The sequence below is a fragment of the Caenispirillum salinarum AK4 genome, assembly GCF_000315795.1.
Classification (GTDB): Bacteria; Pseudomonadota; Alphaproteobacteria; order Rhodospirillales; family Rhodospirillaceae; genus Caenispirillum; species Caenispirillum salinarum.
Map to the genome: position 1 here is coordinate 140195 of NZ_ANHY01000017.1, position 16325 is coordinate 156519.

At 70.3% G+C, this 16325-nt stretch carries 13 protein-coding genes; 3 read left to right on the plus strand and 10 right to left on the minus strand.

Annotated elements, in window-relative coordinates; genetic code table 11:
- Positions 1-132: 132 nt before the first annotated feature.
- The 9 genes from C882_RS16645 to crtI form a co-directional block, all read right to left on the minus strand.
- Complete coding sequence (locus C882_RS16645; RefSeq protein WP_009541817.1) at positions 133-3288, minus strand: efflux RND transporter permease subunit; 3156 nt, start codon at positions 3286-3288, stop codon at positions 133-135.
- On the minus strand, positions 3285-4622 hold the full coding sequence (locus C882_RS16650; protein WP_009541818.1) for an efflux RND transporter periplasmic adaptor subunit: 1338 nt from the start codon (positions 4620-4622) through the stop codon (positions 3285-3287). Before C882_RS16650 ends, C882_RS16645 begins: the two co-directional genes overlap by 4 nt.
- Positions 4623-4625: 3 nt before the next feature.
- The gene (locus C882_RS23460) at positions 4626-5357 is read right to left on the minus strand and encodes a CerR family C-terminal domain-containing protein (protein ID WP_083875973.1); all 732 of its coding nucleotides are present in this window, start codon (positions 5355-5357) and stop codon (positions 4626-4628) included.
- A 71-nt stretch (positions 5358-5428) separates the two neighbouring features.
- Positions 5429-7291, minus strand: coding sequence for a cation:proton antiporter (locus C882_RS16660; RefSeq protein WP_009541820.1), 1863 nt, complete (start codon positions 7289-7291; stop codon positions 5429-5431).
- A gap of 141 nt (positions 7292-7432) precedes the next feature.
- Entirely contained in the window at positions 7433-7888 is a 456-nt protein-coding gene (locus C882_RS16665) for a hemerythrin domain-containing protein (protein WP_009541821.1), read from the minus strand.
- Positions 7889-7969: 81 nt separating this feature from the next.
- A complete protein-coding gene (locus C882_RS16670) occupies positions 7970-9118 on the minus strand; it encodes a glycosyltransferase (protein ID WP_009541822.1) in 1149 nt (382 codons plus the stop codon).
- On the minus strand, positions 9115-9933 hold the full coding sequence (locus C882_RS16675) for a lysophospholipid acyltransferase family protein (RefSeq protein ID WP_009541823.1): 819 nt from the start codon (positions 9931-9933) through the stop codon (positions 9115-9117). Before C882_RS16675 ends, C882_RS16670 begins: the two co-directional genes overlap by 4 nt.
- Before the next feature lie 2 nt (positions 9934-9935).
- Entirely contained in the window at positions 9936-11495 is a 1560-nt protein-coding gene (locus C882_RS16680; protein WP_009541824.1) for a phytoene desaturase family protein, read from the minus strand.
- Between the two features lie 16 nt (positions 11496-11511).
- Complete coding sequence (gene crtI / locus C882_RS16685; protein WP_009541825.1) at positions 11512-13056, minus strand: phytoene desaturase family protein; 1545 nt, start codon at positions 13054-13056, stop codon at positions 11512-11514.
- Positions 13057-13201: 145 nt separating this feature from the next.
- Here crtI and C882_RS16690 point away from each other — a divergent pair, with 145 nt between their 5' ends.
- Genes C882_RS16690 through C882_RS16700 form a run of 3 tightly spaced genes read left to right on the plus strand, consistent with a single transcriptional unit; the run spans position 13202 to position 15696 of the window.
- Positions 13202-14659 carry an aldehyde dehydrogenase family protein gene (locus C882_RS16690; protein ID WP_009541826.1) on the plus strand — a complete coding sequence of 486 codons (1458 nt, stop codon included), beginning with the start codon at positions 13202-13204 and terminating at the stop codon, positions 14657-14659.
- A 54-nt stretch (positions 14660-14713) separates the two neighbouring features.
- Positions 14714-15229 carry a DUF1499 domain-containing protein gene (locus C882_RS16695; RefSeq protein WP_152415376.1) on the plus strand — a complete coding sequence of 172 codons (516 nt, stop codon included), beginning with the start codon at positions 14714-14716 and terminating at the stop codon, positions 15227-15229.
- Positions 15226-15696, plus strand: coding sequence for a DUF2141 domain-containing protein (locus C882_RS16700; RefSeq protein WP_009541828.1), 471 nt, complete (start codon positions 15226-15228; stop codon positions 15694-15696). Before C882_RS16695 ends, C882_RS16700 begins: the two co-directional genes overlap by 4 nt.
- 3 nt (positions 15697-15699) lie before the next feature.
- Here C882_RS16700 and C882_RS16705 read toward each other — a convergent pair whose 3' ends face one another.
- Entirely contained in the window at positions 15700-16197 is a 498-nt protein-coding gene (locus C882_RS16705; protein WP_009541829.1) for a CreA family protein, read from the minus strand.
- Positions 16198-16325: the final 128 nt, after the last annotated feature.

Sequence of the window (16325 nt, forward strand, 5' to 3'; positions counted from 1 at the left end):
CGTCACGGCGACGCAAACGTTTGCGCAAACGTTTGCGCAGGAATTGGCAGCGTGGCCCACCCGCTCATCCCAAGGGATGAAGCGGCCTGCCACTTCGTCCTTCTTTAGGATAGGCGTGCGGGCGGTGGCGGTCTATTCCGCCGCCCGCGCAGGCTGCCCGGCCGGTGGCGACTCGGCGCCTTCCTCCGGCGGCGCCTCCACGGCATCGGGGTCCAGGCGGAAGTCGTCCAGGATGGTGTAGAAGGCCGGCACCAGGAACAGCGCCAGGATGGTCGCCGTCGCAAGCCCGAAGGCGAGCGAGGTCGCCAGCGGGATCAGCACCTGGGCCTGCAGGCTCTTTTCCAGAAGCAGCGGCGTCAGTCCGGCCACCGTGGTCAGCGACGTCAGGACGATGGCGCGGAAGCGGGCGCGGGCGGCGGCCTTGGCGGCCTCGGCGGTGGGCATGCCGCGCGCCCGGCCCTCCTTGATGAACATCACCAGCAGGATGGTGTCGTTGACCACCACGCCCGCCAGCGCCGCCAGCCCGACCATGGAGGGCATGGACATCTCCAGCCCTTGCGCGATGTGCCCCGCCACCGCGCCCACCAGCGCCATGGGAATGGCCGAGATCACCACGACCGGCTCCAGATAGCTGCGGAACTGGAGCGCCAGCAGCATGTAGATGCCGATCAGCCCGATGATGAAGTTGCGCTGAACGCTCGCGCCCGTCTTCGCGCCCTCCTTGGCCTGCCCCTCCAACTGGACCGATACGCCGGGGTGGGCGGCCAGAAGCTCCGGCAGGAAGGTGTCGCTGGTGTGGGTGATGATCTCGTTGGCGTTGGCGACCGTGCTGTCGATGTCGCCCTGGAGGGTGACGGCGCGCTGGCCGTTGATGCGGTGGATACGCGAATAGCCCCGCTCCATGGCAATGTCCGCCACCGCCGTCAGCGGCACCTGCGATCCGTCGGGCAGGGCGACGGCGAAATAATCCAGGTCGGCCAGGCTGTCGCGGTCCTCGGGCGCCAGGCGCACGCGCACTTCCCACGTCTCGCCGGCGTCCTGCACCTCGGCCACTTCGGTCCCCTGGAACGCCCCGCGGAGCTGGGCGGCGATGGCCTGCCCGGTGAGGCCGAGCGCGGTGGCGCCGTCCTTGAGCGTCATGCGCATTTCCGGCTTGCCGGGGCGCAGGTCGTCGGACAGGTCGACGACGCCCCGGTAGCCGTACAGCCAGTCCTGCAAGTCCAGGCTGGCGGATTTCAGGGTGTCCAGGTCGTCACCCAGCAGGCGGATGTCCAGTGCCCGCCCGGCTGGGCCGATCTGGCGCTCGGCGAACTTCAGCGAGATCACGTCCGGCACCTGGCCGACGCGGTTGCGCCACTGGTCGATGACGTCGTCCATTGGGGCGTCGCGCACCTGGCTCGACAGCATGTCCAGCGTGACGGTGGCGACGTGGGGGCCGGTCTCGAAGGCATCGGTGTTGCGGGCGTATTCCACGGTGATCTGTTCGATCAGCGGGCGGCCATCGGGCTGGCGGGGGGCGAAGTCCTCGCCGACCGCGCGTGCCGCCGAGACAACCCGGTCCACCACCTCTTCGGTGCGTTCCAGCGGCGTGCCCTGGGGCAGCAGGATGCGCGACACCACCACGTCGCCCTCCAGCTCCGGGAAGGCGCGGAACTTCACCAGCCCGCCGCCGATGGCTGCGACGGTGGTGATCAGCAGCGCTACCATGATGCCCATGGTCAGGTACCGATAGTCCACCGCCCGGTCCACCAGGGCGCCGAAGCGCTGGTCGCGGAAGCGGTCGAAAGCGGCCTCGAACCAGCGGCGGAAGCGCGAGGGCTCCTTGGTCTTCATGTGGCTGAGGGAGTGCGACAGGTGGTGCGGCAGGATCAGGAACGCCTCGATCAGCGACACCGCCAGCGTCATGATCAGCACAATCGGCATGATGCGCATGACCTGCCCGATGTTGCCCTCCATGAAGGCGAGCGCGCCGAAGATGCAGACGGTGGTCAGGAACGACGACACCACGCCCGGCAGAACCTGCTTCGTGCCCTCGACGGCGGCGGTGAAGGGCTTGGCGCCGCGCTGGAGGTGGGCGGCGACGTTCTCGGCGATGACGATGGCGTCGTCCATCAGCAGGCCGATGGCGATCAACAGGCCGACCATGGAGATCATGTCGATGGACAGGCCGAACAGCGTCATCAGGGCGAACGTGCCGAAGAAGCTGACCGGCAGGCCCATGGAGACCCAGAAGCTGTAGCGGAAGCTGAAGAACAGCCAAAGCGTCAGGAACACCAGCACCAGCCCGATGATGCCGTTGTCCAGCAGCATGGTCAGGCGGTCTTCCACGATGGAGCTGACGTCCTGCGCCACCGTCAGTTCCACGCCGCGGGGGGCGCGCGCCTGTTCGGCCTGCAGGAACGTGTTCAGCGCCGCCATGACGTCCAGGCTGTCCTGGTCCTTGGTCTTGGAGACCGACAACAAGGCAGCCCGCCCGCCGTTGAAGGTGACCTTGTCCGCCTCGTCGGCGAAGCTGTCGGAGATGCGTGCGATCTCGCCCAGCCGCACCTCGCCGCCGGCCTCACCGGCGACCACCACCAGGTCGCGGAACTGGGCGGGGGTCAGGCGCTCGTCGTCGAAGCGCACCAGCACGTCGGCGTCGGCGGTTTCCATGACGCCGCCGGGCAGGTTGAGGCTCTGGCGGCCGATGGTGTCGGCGATGTCGGTGATGGACAGGCCGTGGCGACGCAGCGCCTCGGCGGGAATCTCCACCAGGATTTCCCGCTCGGAGAAGCCGGTGACGGAAACCTGGCTGACTTCCGGCAGGCGGATCATGCGGTCCTTGACCTGCTCGGCATAGGCCTTGAGGTCGGACGCGCTCATGGGGCCGGTGACGGCGACGGCGGCGACGAAGTCCACCCGGCCCAGCTGCTTGACCACCGGCCGTTCCACGTCGGCGGGGAAGCTGTTGATGGCTTCCACCTCGGTCTTCACGTCGTCCAGGAAGCGGTCCAGGTCCTGGCCCTCGATCATCTTGGCGACGGCCGAGGCGGTGTTCTCGCGCGCCTCGCAGCGCACTTCCTCCAGCCCCTCGACGCCCTCCACGGCTTCCTCGATGCGCTGGCAGACGGCGTCCTCCACGTCCTCGGCCGAGGCGCCGGGATAGACGGCGTTGATGCTGACGTCCTGCGGCGCGATGTCGGGGAAGGTTTCGCGCTTGAGCTGGGGCAGGGCGAACAGCCCGACCACGAAGAACGCCGCCATCAGCAGGTTGGCGGCCACCGGATGGGCAGCAAACCAGCGGATCATCGCGCCGCCCCCTCTGACCCGGCGGCGGCGGCCAGGCGCGTCGCGACGCCATCGTCGGGCGAGGGCGCAAGCAGCATCCCCTGGACGGCGGGCACAATGTCGGTGACCACCACGCGGTCGCCGGCCTCAAGGCCGCTCTCGATGACGGCGATGTCGCCCTGTTCCCAGGCGATGGCGACCTTGCGGATGTCCAGGCGGTCGTCGGCGTCGGCCACATGGACCGTGCGCCCGGCGTGCAGGGCGTTGCGCGGGATGACCAGCCGGTCCTCGCGCGCCGGCCCTTTCAGCGCCACCTCGACGAACATGCCGCGCGTCAGCGGCGGACGCGCGCCGGGGCGGGCGCCGGCGTAAGGATCGTCGACGGTGACGATGACGCCGATGGTGCGGGTCTTGGGGTCGACCGTCTCGGCAATACGGGTGACGCGGCCGTCCCAGGTGACCGTGCGCTCGCCCGCGGTCAGGCGCACCTCGGGCGTGAGTTGCAGCAGGCCCGGCAGGCGCGCGCCCGAAAGATTTCGCGCGTCGCCGATGGGCGCCTCGGCCTCGGGGATCAGCGGGAACAGGCGCTCCAGCGGCACCTGGGCGGTGACGTCGGCGCTGTCGATGCCGTCGGCGGTGGCCAGCGTCTGGCCGCGCTGGGCGTACTGCCCGCGCTCCACCTCGACGGCACGGACACGGATGTCAAACGGCGCGCGGACGGTGGTGCGGGCCTGATCCAGGCGCGCCGTCTCGGCCTGTGCCTCCAGGGCATTGCGCTGCGAGGGGATGAGGGCAAGCGTGTTCTTGAGGCCCTGCACCTGCTGACGGCCGGCCAGCAGGGCCCGTTCGGCGGTATCGACGGTGGTCTGGCTGGCCGCCCCGGTGCGCCGCAGGTCCTGCTTGCGGGCAAGGTCGCGGGCGAGAACCTCCAGGTTGCGGTCCTCGATGGCGAGGCTCTCGCGGGTGGTCTCGGCGCGGGCGTCCAGTTCGGCCAGTTGCGCCTCGATCTGGGCCAGCGCCAGGTCGTAGTCGGCGGCCTCGAAGCGGATAAGGTCGGAGCCTTCCGCCAGCACCGCGCCGGTTTCCAGCTCCGGGTGGACCCACTCCACCCGGCCCGAGACCTCGGCCACGGCCTGCCAGACGCGACCGGGCTCGACCTCGCCGTAGCCCAGCGCGCGGGGGATGACGTCCAGGCGCGGCACCGCGATGACGCGGACGGGCGTGGCGGTCTCACCGGTCTCGGCCCGCACGGGCGGCTCGCGGCCCTGGACGGCCATGACGAAGATGCCGGCGGCGACAAGGATGGGCGGCAGGATCAGGGCCTTGCGCCAGTGCCGTTGCAGGAACGCCTTCATGGCTCAGTCCTCCGCCAGCGAGCACACGTCGGGCGCCGGCAGCCCGAGCGAGGCGCAGCCCGAGGCGACGGCGGCGGTGGCCGTCTCCTCCCAGGCCCCGCCCGTCAATATGGCCCGATCCAGGCGCCGTTCCACCACCTCGCGCGCGGCGATCAGCGGCATGACCGAGCCGATCAGCAGATGCCCGCGCATGATGGCGGTCGGATGATCCGGCGGCAGCTCCAGCGCCGCGCCGGCGATGGCCGCCAGCGCCCGGTTGAGCGGCAGGAAGAAGGCTTCGTGCAGAAGGTCGAAGGCCTCCGACGGCATCATCAGTTCGCGCAGGATGAACAGCGCCCGGCCGTCCTCCCGCGCGCTGCCAAGGCCTGCCATCAGGCCCAGCACCACGCGGCCCAGCACGCGGCCGAGCGCCGCCCGGTCGCCTGCGGCTTCGGCCAATGTCTCGGCGACGCGGGCTTCCATGGGCCGCACGAAGGCCGCATTGCGTTCCGCCACCGACCGCGCCACGGCCAGATACAGGCCGCGCTTTCCGCCGAAGTGGTAGGCGATGGCCGCCACGTTGGCCTCTGCCGCCGCCGCGATGCGCCGGGTGGAGACGCCGTCGTAGCCGTCCCGCCCGAACACCCGCAAAGCGACGGAGAGCAGGCGCTGGCGCGTCTCCTCTCCGCGTGCCGAGGGCGCGTGGCCCTCGGGAACAAGGTCTGAGCGGCTATCGCGAGGCGCGGGCTGGTCCATGGCGGGCGATCTCAATCAAATGATTAAATTAGATTGTTGAGATATGCCCGCCATGACGGCGCGTCAAGTGGTCACGGCACTTTCGCCTTCACCGATGCATCGGCGTTGGCCAGGCTGGCGGCGGCGGCATCGCCTGTTTTCCTGCGGCTTTCAGGCGGGACGAAGGACAACACCACGTCGCCCTCGGCGGCCTTCGGACGCTCCTTGTGGGTGGCGAAGACGATGCGGCCGTCGTGCTTGAGCACCAGCAGGATCTCGGCGTCGGCGTTTCGATTCGCCAGGAAATCGTCGAAGGTGAAGGCGCCCGTCAGCCGGGTCTTCTGGAAGGTCCAGCCGGCCAGCATGCGGCGCTCCAGGTCGTCGGTATCGGCGCCCGAGCGCAACAGCGTCTTGCCGCCCAGGGTGAAGGACCGCCGGCGCGGGTGGTCCGACGCCTCGTGACAGCCGGTCTGGTAGACGTTGGTGCGGCCCAGCTCCGGCGCCAGGTCGGTGCAGACCAGGGCGTTGTAGGCGTCGTTGGGCGTCGCCGCGATCAGGTGGCCGAAGGCGTTGAACTCCAGGTGGTGCTCGGTCACCTCCGACAGCACCTCGCCGAAGTAGGTGGGCACATTCTGCTGACGCGCCAGGCGCAGGCGGTGCCAGTCGCCGTCGGCGATGATGGCCGGCACGTCCAGGTCCTTCAGCGCGCGCGACAGGGCCACCGTCCAGCGTGAGGCGCCGACGATCAGGATGCCGGGCCGGCGGGTGGACACCAGCCCCAGCACCTTCGCCAGCCAGCCGATGGAAAAGCCGTGGGCGACGACGGTGGCGAAGACGATGGCGAACGCCAGGGGCACCAGCAGGGCGGCGTCCTCGAAGCCCACCACCTGCAGCTTGGTGGCGAACAGGCCGGCGACGGCCACCGCGACGATGCCGCGCGGGGCGATCCAGGCGACCAGGGCGCGCTCCTTCCACGGCAGGGGCGTGCCCAGCGTGCTCAGCAGCACGGCGGCCGGGCGCACCAGCAGCAGGATGGCCGCGATGAAGGCCAGGTGCCGCCAGTTCAGGGCGCTGAAGGAATCCCATGTCAGCGTCGCCGTCAGCACCACGAAGACGCTGGAGACCAGCGCGGTGGTCACGTACTCCTTGAAGCGGCGCAGCTCGTCCAGGCTGGAAACGCGCGAGTTGCCGATGGTCATGCCCAGTGCCGTCACCGCCAGCAGCCCGGCCTCGTCATAAACCAGGTTCGAGACGGCGAAGCACAGCAGGATGGCGCCCAGGACCAGCGGCGCCTTGAGGAATTCCGGCACCCAGCCGCGCTGGAAGGCCTGGATGCAGCCCAGGCCGATGGCGACGCCCAGCGCCAGCGCCACCGCGACGCCCATGGCAAGCCCGCCGGCGACGACGATCAGCGGCTGGTCCAGCACCCAGTGCACGGCGATCTCGTAGGTCAGCACGGCGAACAGGGCGCCGACGGGATCGTTGACGATGCCCTCCCACCGCAGCACGGCGGCCGGCCGGTGGCTCAGGCGGGCCTGGCGCAGCATGGGGGCGATGACGGTGGGGCCGGTGACCACCAGCAATCCGCCGAACAGGATGGCGACCGCCGGCGACAGGCCGCCGATGAAGTGCGCCGCCACGGCACCGAAGAACCAGCCCACGGGCGCGCCGATGACGATCAGCCGGCGCACCGCCTTGGCCGCCCCTTTCAGCGAGCCCAGATGGAGGCTCATGCCGCCCTCGAACAGGATGACGGCGACGGCGACTCCGATGGCCGGCTGCAACAGCGGGCCGAAATCCTGGGCCGGTTGCAGCACGCCGGTGGCGGGGCCGGCAATCAGGCCCACGACGGCCAGCAGCACGATGGCGGGTATCTGGTAGCGCCAGGCGGCCCACTGGGCACCGACCCCGAGCACCAGGATCAGCGCGATTTTCAGCACGAGGCCTTCGGCCATGGGCGGCTCTCCGGTAAGGCGTGTCAATCAAGAGTGAGGCCGGCGGCGCCCGCTGTCCAGCCATCGCAAGTGCGAAAACACCCCGGCCCTTGCGGGGACCGGGGTGCCTTCGGCTTTGCGAGAGAAGAGGGGGCAATTCTCTCACACCTGTCTACGCAGGTGGTCTTCCTTCAGTTCACGAAATTGCGCCCCCATTGCGACAAGGCGGTCCTCGCCGAAGATGTCGCGGGCGGCCTGGAAGATCTCGGTCTCCTCCTCGTCCATGTGGTGGTCCAACACCTCCTTGATGACCTGGGTGCGGGCCGTCCAGGCGTCGCCGCCCTTGTCGTCGTCGTCCTTGAGGCGGGTGGCGAGGAACTCGGCCACGTCGTGCTCCTCCTCGCCCTCCAGGGCCTTCAGCCGGGCCGAGGTGGTGCGCTTGAGCGGCTTGTAGAGCACCTCGTCCTCCGCCCGGGCGTGGGCGATCAGCAGGCTCTTGAAGTCGGAGAACAGCACGCGGCGCTTTTCCGGGTCGGGCGTTTCCTGGAGTCGCTCGGCGAGAAGGCGTATCTCCTCGTGGTCCGACTTCAGGTCGTCGAGGATGGTGGGCTCGGACATCGGGTTTCTCCAAATTCTTGAAAACACAGGGTTTCCAGTCTGGAGAGCGAACGCGGCCCCGCGCGGGGCCGCTCCCCGAATTCAGGCCGCGTCCTCGCCGCGCGCGACCGTGCGGCCGCGCCAGGTCGGCCGATGGCCGCGCCAGGACCGCACCAGCGCCACCCACTGCAACGCCAGCAGCACCGCGATTCCCACCGGATGCCACGGCACCGCCCGCCAGTCCTGGCGCGCGCGGATCGCCAGCACCGCCCGCTGGGCCAGCGTCGCCAGCCCGCCGGCAAGGCCCATCCAGGCCACCGCCGCCGAGCCTGCGATCAGCCCGGCGGGGATCAGCAGCCACGGCAGGATGTGCCCGCCGGCCAGCAGCACGGTCCACACGGGCAAACCGACCGGCGTCGCCATGCCCTCGGTCGCGTTCTTGGAAAAGCCGTCCCAGGTGGCGGCGAAGCCCTCATACATGCGGCAGCGCGCCAGGTCCGATGCCTCCACCACGCCCGTGGCGAAGCCGGCGCGGCGGAAGGCGCGGGGCAGGGTGACGCCGTCGTGCATGGAGGCCTTCACCGACGGCGCGCCATGCCCGCCCGTGGCGTCGTAGGCCTCGCGCCGGACCGCCATCAACTGGCCGCAGCCGGCGGCGAAGGCCGCGGTGCGGCGGAACATGCGCGCGAAAAACATGGGCAGGTAGCCCAGCAGCAGCACGTGGATTAGCGGGATGATCAGCCGCTCGCCCAGGGTCTCCGTCTCCTCGCGCGGGAAGCCGCTGACCAGGTGCAGCCGCGGGTCGGTGAAGCAGGCGGCGAAGCGGCCCGGCGCACCGGGTTCCAGCCGCACGTCGGCGTCCATAAACAGCAGGATGTCGCCCCGTGCGCGACGTGACAGCGCATGGCAGGCGTGTTGCTTGCCCGACCACCCGCCGGGCAGGGGCGGCGCCGTCTCCAGCCGAACGCGGGGGTCCTCGGCGCTCAGGCGGCGGACGATGTCCGGGGTGCCGTCGGTGGAGTGGTCGTCCAGCACCACCACCTCCAGCGGCGTCTTCCGGTCGGCCAGCACCGAGCGTACGGCGGCTTCGATGTTCGCGGCCTCGTCGCGGGCGGGAATGAGAACCGAGATCAAGGCGCCCGTGCGGGCGCGGGCGGGTGCGCGGCGGAAGAAGGGCAGGTTGAGCACGGTCAGCGCCAGGGGCAGCAGCGCCAGGCACAGCGCGATCAGCGCCAGGGTTTCCAGGGTCATTGCGAATCCTCCGGGGCGCCGTGGCCCGCATGAAAGCGGCGGCCGCCGAGCCACGCCCGGCCGCGCCGCCACAGGTCGTAAACACCGCCGACGCCAACCGTTCCGCCGATCAGCGTGTCAAACCGCGCCGGGTCGCGGGACCGCGCGGCATCGGCCAGCAGGTCCATCTGCGACGCCAGCGCGTCCTCCAGCACCGCCCTCCAGCTTTCGACGGAGCGGCCGGAGGCGGCGCGCGGGTCGATGGGCGGCCCGAAGCGGCACAGGGCCTCGGGCGTCCGCTCGTCCCAGAAGGGGTACTCCACCGCCAGCGGCACCAGCAGGGCGTTGGGCACGCGGGCAGCCAGATGCGCGATGCCGGGACGCAAGGACACGGGCCGGGTGCGGGCGTCGGTGAAATGCCCCTCCGCCGTCACCCACAGCATGGCGTCGCGCCGGGCCAGCACGCCGCGGCTCTCGCGCAGAAAGGTGGCAGCCCCGCGCCGGCTGTCGCGCTCGATGCCGAACAGGCCGATGCGCGCCATGAAGCGATAGCGCTCCAGGGCCTCGGCGTCGATCGGACCGAAGCCGGGGCGGTCGGGAAACAGGTGGGTCGCCAGCACCATGATGAAGGCCGGGTCCCACCAGGACGGATGGTTGAGGTACACGATGACGGAACGCCCCGGCGGCAGCCGGGGGCGCCCGTCGCGGGCGATGCGCACGGCGTGGAAGGCCTTGCGCATCTGTCGCGTCATCACCCCGCCGAAGAAGCGGACCAGGGCCGGCTTGCGGCGCCGGACGACCTCCGGCGGCGGGATGGGGCTCCCGCCGTCGCTCATGGTCAGGCCACACCGGCCTTGGCGGTCGCCGCGGCGCCCTGGCCGGTCATGTCCTGGTCGAGCGTGTCGCCGGCGATCCAGCCGCTCATCATCACCATGGGCATGCCGGGGCCCGGGTGCGCCGCGCCCCCGGCCAGGTATAGGCCCTTCAGGTCGCGCGATCGGTTGCCGGGTTTGAAGGCGCCCATGAACCGCCCGTGGCTCGCCAGGCCGTAGATGGCGCCGTTGAGCACATGATAGCGGTCGTGGATGTCCTGCGGGGTCAGTGCGCGCTCGTGGACGATGCGCTCCTCGATGTCCTCCATGCCGGCGGTTCGCTTGAGCTTGCCGAGGATGGTCCGCCGGTATTCCGGCAGCATCTTCGACCAGTCGTGGTGCGGCCGCAGGTAGGGCGTGTGAACCAGCACGTACAGGGCCTCGCCGCCCGGCGGCGCCACCTCGGGCTCGGTGCGGGCGGGGGCGGCCAGATAGCACGTCGGGTCCGGCGCGGGCTCGCCCTTGTTGTAGATGGTGTCGAACTCTTCCTCGGGATCGCGGGAGAAGACGAAGTCGTGGTGTGCCAGGTGGTCGTAGGCCTTGTTCAGGCCCAGGTACAGCACCACGCCCGAACACGCGGGCTCGTAGGACCGGCGGGAATGGAAGGTGGCCGCCGGGTTGCCGCCGACCAGTTCGTCGTAGGTGCGGATGCTGTCCATGTTGGACACGACGGCCGCGACCGGCACGGTTTCGCCGGCGGTGGTCTCCACCGCCGTCACCTGTCCGTCTTCGGACAGGATGCGCGACACACCCACACCCATGCGCAGGTCGGCCCCCTTGCGCGCCGCCAGTTCGGCCAGTGCCACGGGCACCGCGCGCGTGCCGCCGCGCGGATACCAGATGCCCTCGGACGTCTGCATGTGGCCGATGGCGCACAGCACCGCCGGCGAGGCGTAAGGCGACGAGCCCACGTACTGCACGAAGTGGTCCAGCATCTGCGCCGCGCGCTTCTCGGGCACATGGCCGCGGATGGTGCCGGCGACGGTGGAGCCCATGCGCAGCGCCAGCACGTCGGAGAGGGTGGAAATGTTCATGCTGCCCTTGATGGACAGCGTGTCCTTTATGTCCTCCACGGCCTTCCAGAAGAAGAACCTCTCGGAAATGTCGTGCAGGCGCTCGGATTGCTTGATGAAGGCCTTGTAGCCGTCGCCCGTCCCGGCGCCCGAAAAGGCGTCCAGCGACGCCGCCATGCGGTCGACGTTTTCCTGCAGGTCCAGGACCGTGCCGTCCTCGAAAAAGCAGCGCCACTGCGGGTCCAGGCGGATGAGGTCGAGGTGGTCGTTCACGTCCTCGCCGGCCTCGGCGAAGATGCGCTTGAGCACGCGCGGCACCGTCAGGATGGTGGGGCCCATGTCGAAGCGGAAGCCCTCGGCTTCGTGCACGGCAGCCTTGCCGCCGAGCCACGGGTTGCGCTCGAACAGGATGACCTTGCGCCCGCGGGCGGCCAGGGTCGCCGCCGCCGCCAGGCCGCCCAGGCCGCCGCCGACGACGGCGATGGGCAGGGATTCGCTCATGGTCCGGGTCATGGGTGGGTCCCTCCGCTTACTCGGCCGCCGCCAGGGCGGGTTCGTGGTCCAGGGCGCTCTGGCGCAGCGCCGGGGTCAGGGTCAGGTTGAGGTCTTCGGCGATCAGCTTGGACGTGATGCGCGCGCCCTCGAAGATGACGGGCAGGCCGCTGCCGGGGTGAGTGCCGCCGCCGACCAGATAGACGCCGTCCAGGTCCTCGAACCGGTTGTGCGGGCGGAAGCCCAGCATCTGGGTCAGGTTGTGGGCCAGGTTGAACGTCGCCCCCTTGTGAACGTGCAGGCCGTCGCGCCAGTCGTCGGGCGTGAACACCTTCTCGAAGGTCGCCCGGCGCTCCAGGTCGGGCACGCCCATCTCCGCCAGCCGGTCGAGCACGAGGCGGCGGTAGCCGGCCTTCTCTTTCGACCAGTCGATATGCTCGGACTGGTGGGGGACGGGCACCAGCACATACAGCGCCCGCTTGCCCGGCGGCGCCATGGTCGGGTCGGTGGCGCCGGCGTTCTGGACGTAGACCGAGGGACGGTCGGGCAGCTCGCGGCCGTCCTCGATCTGGCGAATGTTGCGCTTGTAGTCCTCGGCCAGGAAGATGGTGTGGTGGTCCAGGTCGGCCGCCGTGTCGTCGACGCCCAGCCACATCATGAAGGTGGAACAGCTGAACTTCTTGCGGTCGATCTTGGCGTCCGTCCACTTCCGCCGCAGGTGGTCGGGCACCAGATGCGTCATGGCGTGGGCAAAATCGGCGTTCATCACCAGCGCGTCGCACTCGTGGCGGCCCTGGTCGGTGACGACGGCCTTGGCGCGACGCCTGTCGAACTCGATGCCGGTCACGCCTTCGTTCAAGCGGATGTCCACGCCCATGGACCGCGCCAGGTCCGCCATGGCCTCGACCACCGCCGCGCATCCGCCGATGGGATGATAGACGCCGTGGCCATATTCCAGGTACGACAGGATGGTAAACAGGCTGGGGCAGCGGAACGGCGACATGCCCAGATACTTGCTCTGGAACGAGAAGCTCAGGCGCACGCGCTCGTCGTCGAAGTAGCGCGACAGGTCCTTGTCCACGCTGGCGGTGGGGCGCAGGAAGCGCAGGGACTTGAGCACGTCGGGCCGCAGGTAGTCCTTCACCCCCTCGAAGGGGTTTTCCAGCACCGGGCGGAAGGCCGTCAGCTTCCGGCGGTTGTCTTCCAGGAAGGCGGGCAGGTTGGCGGCGTCGTGCGGGTTGAGGCGCGAAACCTGGCGCTGCAGCTCCTCGATGCGGTCGCTGGCGCGGATCTCACCGCCGCCCTCGAAGACCAGCCGGTACATGGGATCGAGCTTGCGCATTTCCACATGGTCGGCCAGCCTTGTGCCGCACGCCTCGAAGATCTCTTCCAGGATGCGCGGGTAAAGGAAGAACGTGGGGCCCATGTCGAAGCGGAAGCCCTCGGCCTCGATGGCGGAACACCGGCCGCCCACACGGTCGCGCCGTTCCAGAACGGTAACGTCGGCGCCGTGACGGGCGAGCAGAAGCGCCGCGGCCAAGCCTCCCGGGCCGGCTCCGACAATGGTGACGCGCTGCGACATGAGCACTCTCCTCCGTTGACTGGCGGCGCCGGCGCTCCGGGGGAACCGGCGTTGCATAACCTGTGCGGCGTTGCTTGCCGTGGTTGTCTGTTGAACCACTACGACGGTCCCAGGCGTAAGGATCACCGATCACTGGAGGACAGGGATGCGCGACGACGACAACAGGGACGCCCGGGCCGACGCTTCCGACGCCGACGCCGCAACCGCCACCGCCCGCCGCGTGGCCGCTGCCCGTGCGGCGCAGGGCCTATGGGGGCGCACGCCGCTGCGCCGCCGCCTCAAGGTCATCCGCCGCCTGCGCCGCATGATCGGCCGCCGCGCGACCGACCTGGCAGGCGCGGTGCGCACCTACGGCGGCCGCCAGCCCGGCGAGACGCTGATGGCAGAGGTCCTGCCACTGGCCGAGGCCTGCCGCTTCCTGGAACGCGAGGCCGGCGACCTTCTCGCCCCGCGCAAGCTGGGCGGGGAGGGGCGGCCGGCCTGGCTGTCGGGCACCTCGGCCGTGGTCACGCCCGAGCCCCTGGGCGTGGTGCTGATTTTGGCGCCGAGCAACTATCCGCTCATGCTGCCGGGCATCCAGATCGTCCAGGCGCTGGTGGCGGGCAACGCGGTGGTGGTCAAGCCCGCGCCACAGTGCGCGGCGCCGCTCTACAAGCTGGCGGCCATGCTCGACCACGCCGGGCTGCCCGAAGGGCTGCTGCACGTGCTGGGAGAGACCGTGGCCGAGGCCGAGGCCGCCATGGACGCGGGCGTCGACAAGGTTCTGCTCACGGGCTCGGCGGAAACGGGCAAGGCCGTCCAGCGCCGCCTGGCCGAGACGCTGACGCCGGCCACCATGGAACTGTCGGGGTCGGACGCGGTGGTGGTGCTGCCGCGTGCCGACCTGGACCTGGTGGCGCGCTCCGTCGCCTATGGCCTGCGGCTCAACGGCGGGGCGACGTGCATCGCGCCGCGCCGGGTGTTCGTCCCGCGCGAGGCGGCGGCGGCGCTGGAGCGCAAGCTGCTGTACGAGATCGCTTCCATTCCCGCCGTGCCGGTGCCGCTGCCGGTGCGCCGCCAACTGCATGACCTGGTCCGGCAGGCGGAATCGGACGGCGCGCGCCTCGCCCACGGGACCTTCGACCCCGCCGAAGGGGCGCTCAAGCCGGTCGTGGTGGCGGACGCCGCGCCCTGGATGGGCCTGTTGCAGGCGGACGTCTTCGCGCCGGTGGTCTCGCTGGTGCCGGTGGCCGACACCCAGGCCGCCGTGGAGCAGGCCAACGAATGCCCCTACGGCCTGGGCGCCACCGTCTTCGGACCCGAGAAGGCGGCGCGCGAGGTGGCCGAGGCCCTGCGGGTGGGGGGCGTGACCATCAACGACATCATCGTGCCCACGGCCGACCCGCGGCTTCCCTTCGGCGGGCGCGGGCGCAGCGGCTTCGGCGTCACGCGCGGCACGGAAGGGCTTCTCGAACTGACGCATCCCAAGGTAATATCCACACGCAAGGGGCGATTCCGTCCCCACCTGCGGCCGCCCTCGGAGGCTGACGCGAAGTTGGCGGCGGGGTGGTTGCGCCTGGTGCATGGCGGCCTAGGTGGTCTGTTCCGGGGCCGGCGTCCGTAACAAGCGGAATGGCGCCCCCAGGCGCCCGGTCTGGTACGGATACGGAGGGATGACGTGAAAGCGCGCACAGTGATGGGGCTGGCGGCCGTTCTGCCGCTGGTCGGGTATGTCGCCGTGGCGGCGGTGAAGGGGCGGGACGCCGTCTGGCCCACGCTGTTCGGCCCGCCCGAGCGCCACGCCGTGGTGTTCGAGGACTGGGACCGCGAGCCGGCGAGCAATGAATACATCCTTTGCCCGGCGGGCCTGTGCCGGGGTGAAACCCATGGGGAGGCGCCGGAGTTCGCCGTGCCCGCCGCCGACCTCAAGGCGGCGTGGGAGCGCATCGTGGCGTCCAAGCCCCATACCGAGCGCCTGGCCTGGGACGAGGCCGCCATGCAGGGCGACTGGGAGGTGCGCACCCCCGTCCTGCGCTTCCCCGATACGGTGACGGCGCGGTTCGTGCCGCTGGCGGAGGACCGCTCCACCCTGGCGGTCTTCAGTCGTTCCCACTACGGCAAGAGCGACCTTGGCACCAACGGCCGCCGGGTGACGCAGTGGCTGGACGACCTGCGCGCGGAGGTGGCGGCATGACCATGATCCGACGCCTTGTCCGTCCGTTCGCCATCGTTTCCGCCCTGGCCGCCGCAGCCGCGCCCCTTGCGGCGCAAACCGTCAATGCCGTGGCGGCCCGTGTCGCCCCGGGCATCACGGTGTCCGTCGCGGGTGTCGCCAGCGACCGCGGCAACGTGCGCATCGCCGTGTGCACGCAGGACGAGTTCCTCAAGCCGGGATGCCGCTTCGTCGCCTCCGCCCCCGCCGCCGTGGGCACGGTGACGCTGATGGTGCCCGACGTTCCGCCGGGGACCTACGCGGTGCAGGCCTACCACGACGAGAACGCCAACGCGAAAATCGACCGTTCGTTCTTCGGCACGCCCAAGGAAGGCGTCGGCTTCAGCAACGGCGCCAAGATCAACTTCGGCCCGCCCGACTTCGGCGAGGCGGCCGTCGAGGTCGGCGAGGATGAAGCCTTCACCGTGGTGCCGCTCAAGTACTTCTGAGGCCTACTCCAGTCCGGGACCCTGCGCCGGGGTTCCGCCCCAGGGCATGACGGGCACGGTGGAGAGGCTGTTCTTGGGACTGCCCTCCACCAGCTTGTCGCTGTAGACCAGATAGACCAGCGTGTTGTGCGGCCGGTCGTGGAAGCGCACCACCTGCAGGCGCTTGAACATGATCGATCGGCGCTCGCTGAAGACCTGCTCGCCGTCCTCCAGTTCTTCCTTGATGGTGATCGGCCCCACCTGCCGGCAGGCGATGGCGGCGTCGGAGGTGTCCTCCGCCAGTCCCAGCGCCCCGCTGATGCCCCCGGTGCGCGCCCGGCTGACGTGGCAGACGACGCCGTCCACCTTGGGGTCCTCGAAGGCGTCGACGCAGATCTTGTGGTCCGGGCCGACCATCTTCCAGACCGTGGAAACGCAGCCCACTTCCGCGGCCTGCGCGGGCGGGCCGGCGGCAAGCATCAGGGCGGTGAGGCCGGGCAGGAAAAGGCCGAGGCGGCGCATGGGCGGATCTCCGGCTGGGGTGGCACGCTGCCACGGGCATAGCATCCCGGTCCCGTCCGGTCCATGGCGACCGGTCGGCCGGGGCCCCCTGTCGCGCGTACGTTGAAACGCGATTCGCGCGTTTTGAC

Excerpts from the sequence above, each read along its gene's own strand:
- C882_RS16645 (WP_009541817.1), bottom strand. The coding sequence starts at position 3,288 with ATGATCCGCTGGTTTGCTGCCCATCCGGTGGCCGCCAACCTGCTGATG.
- C882_RS16650 (WP_009541818.1), bottom strand. The coding sequence starts at position 4,622 with ATGAAGGCGTTCCTGCAACGGCACTGGCGCAAGGCCCTGATCCTGCCG.
- C882_RS23460 (WP_083875973.1), bottom strand. The coding sequence starts at position 5,357 with ATGGACCAGCCCGCGCCTCGCGATAGCCGCTCAGACCTTGTTCCCGAG.
- C882_RS16660 (WP_009541820.1), bottom strand. The coding sequence starts at position 7,291 with ATGGCCGAAGGCCTCGTGCTGAAAATCGCGCTGATCCTGGTGCTCGGG.
- C882_RS16665 (WP_009541821.1), bottom strand. The coding sequence starts at position 7,888 with ATGTCCGAGCCCACCATCCTCGACGACCTGAAGTCGGACCACGAGGAG.
- C882_RS16670 (WP_009541822.1), bottom strand. The coding sequence starts at position 9,118 with ATGACCCTGGAAACCCTGGCGCTGATCGCGCTGTGCCTGGCGCTGCTG.
- C882_RS16675 (WP_009541823.1), bottom strand. The coding sequence starts at position 9,933 with ATGAGCGACGGCGGGAGCCCCATCCCGCCGCCGGAGGTCGTCCGGCGC.
- C882_RS16680 (WP_009541824.1), bottom strand. The coding sequence starts at position 11,495 with ATGACCCGGACCATGAGCGAATCCCTGCCCATCGCCGTCGTCGGCGGC.
- crtI (WP_009541825.1), bottom strand. The coding sequence starts at position 13,056 with ATGTCGCAGCGCGTCACCATTGTCGGAGCCGGCCCGGGAGGCTTGGCC.
- C882_RS16690 (WP_009541826.1), top strand. The coding sequence starts at position 13,202 with ATGCGCGACGACGACAACAGGGACGCCCGGGCCGACGCTTCCGACGCC.
- C882_RS16700 (WP_009541828.1), top strand. The coding sequence starts at position 15,226 with ATGACCATGATCCGACGCCTTGTCCGTCCGTTCGCCATCGTTTCCGCC.
- C882_RS16705 (WP_009541829.1), bottom strand. The coding sequence starts at position 16,197 with ATGCGCCGCCTCGGCCTTTTCCTGCCCGGCCTCACCGCCCTGATGCTT.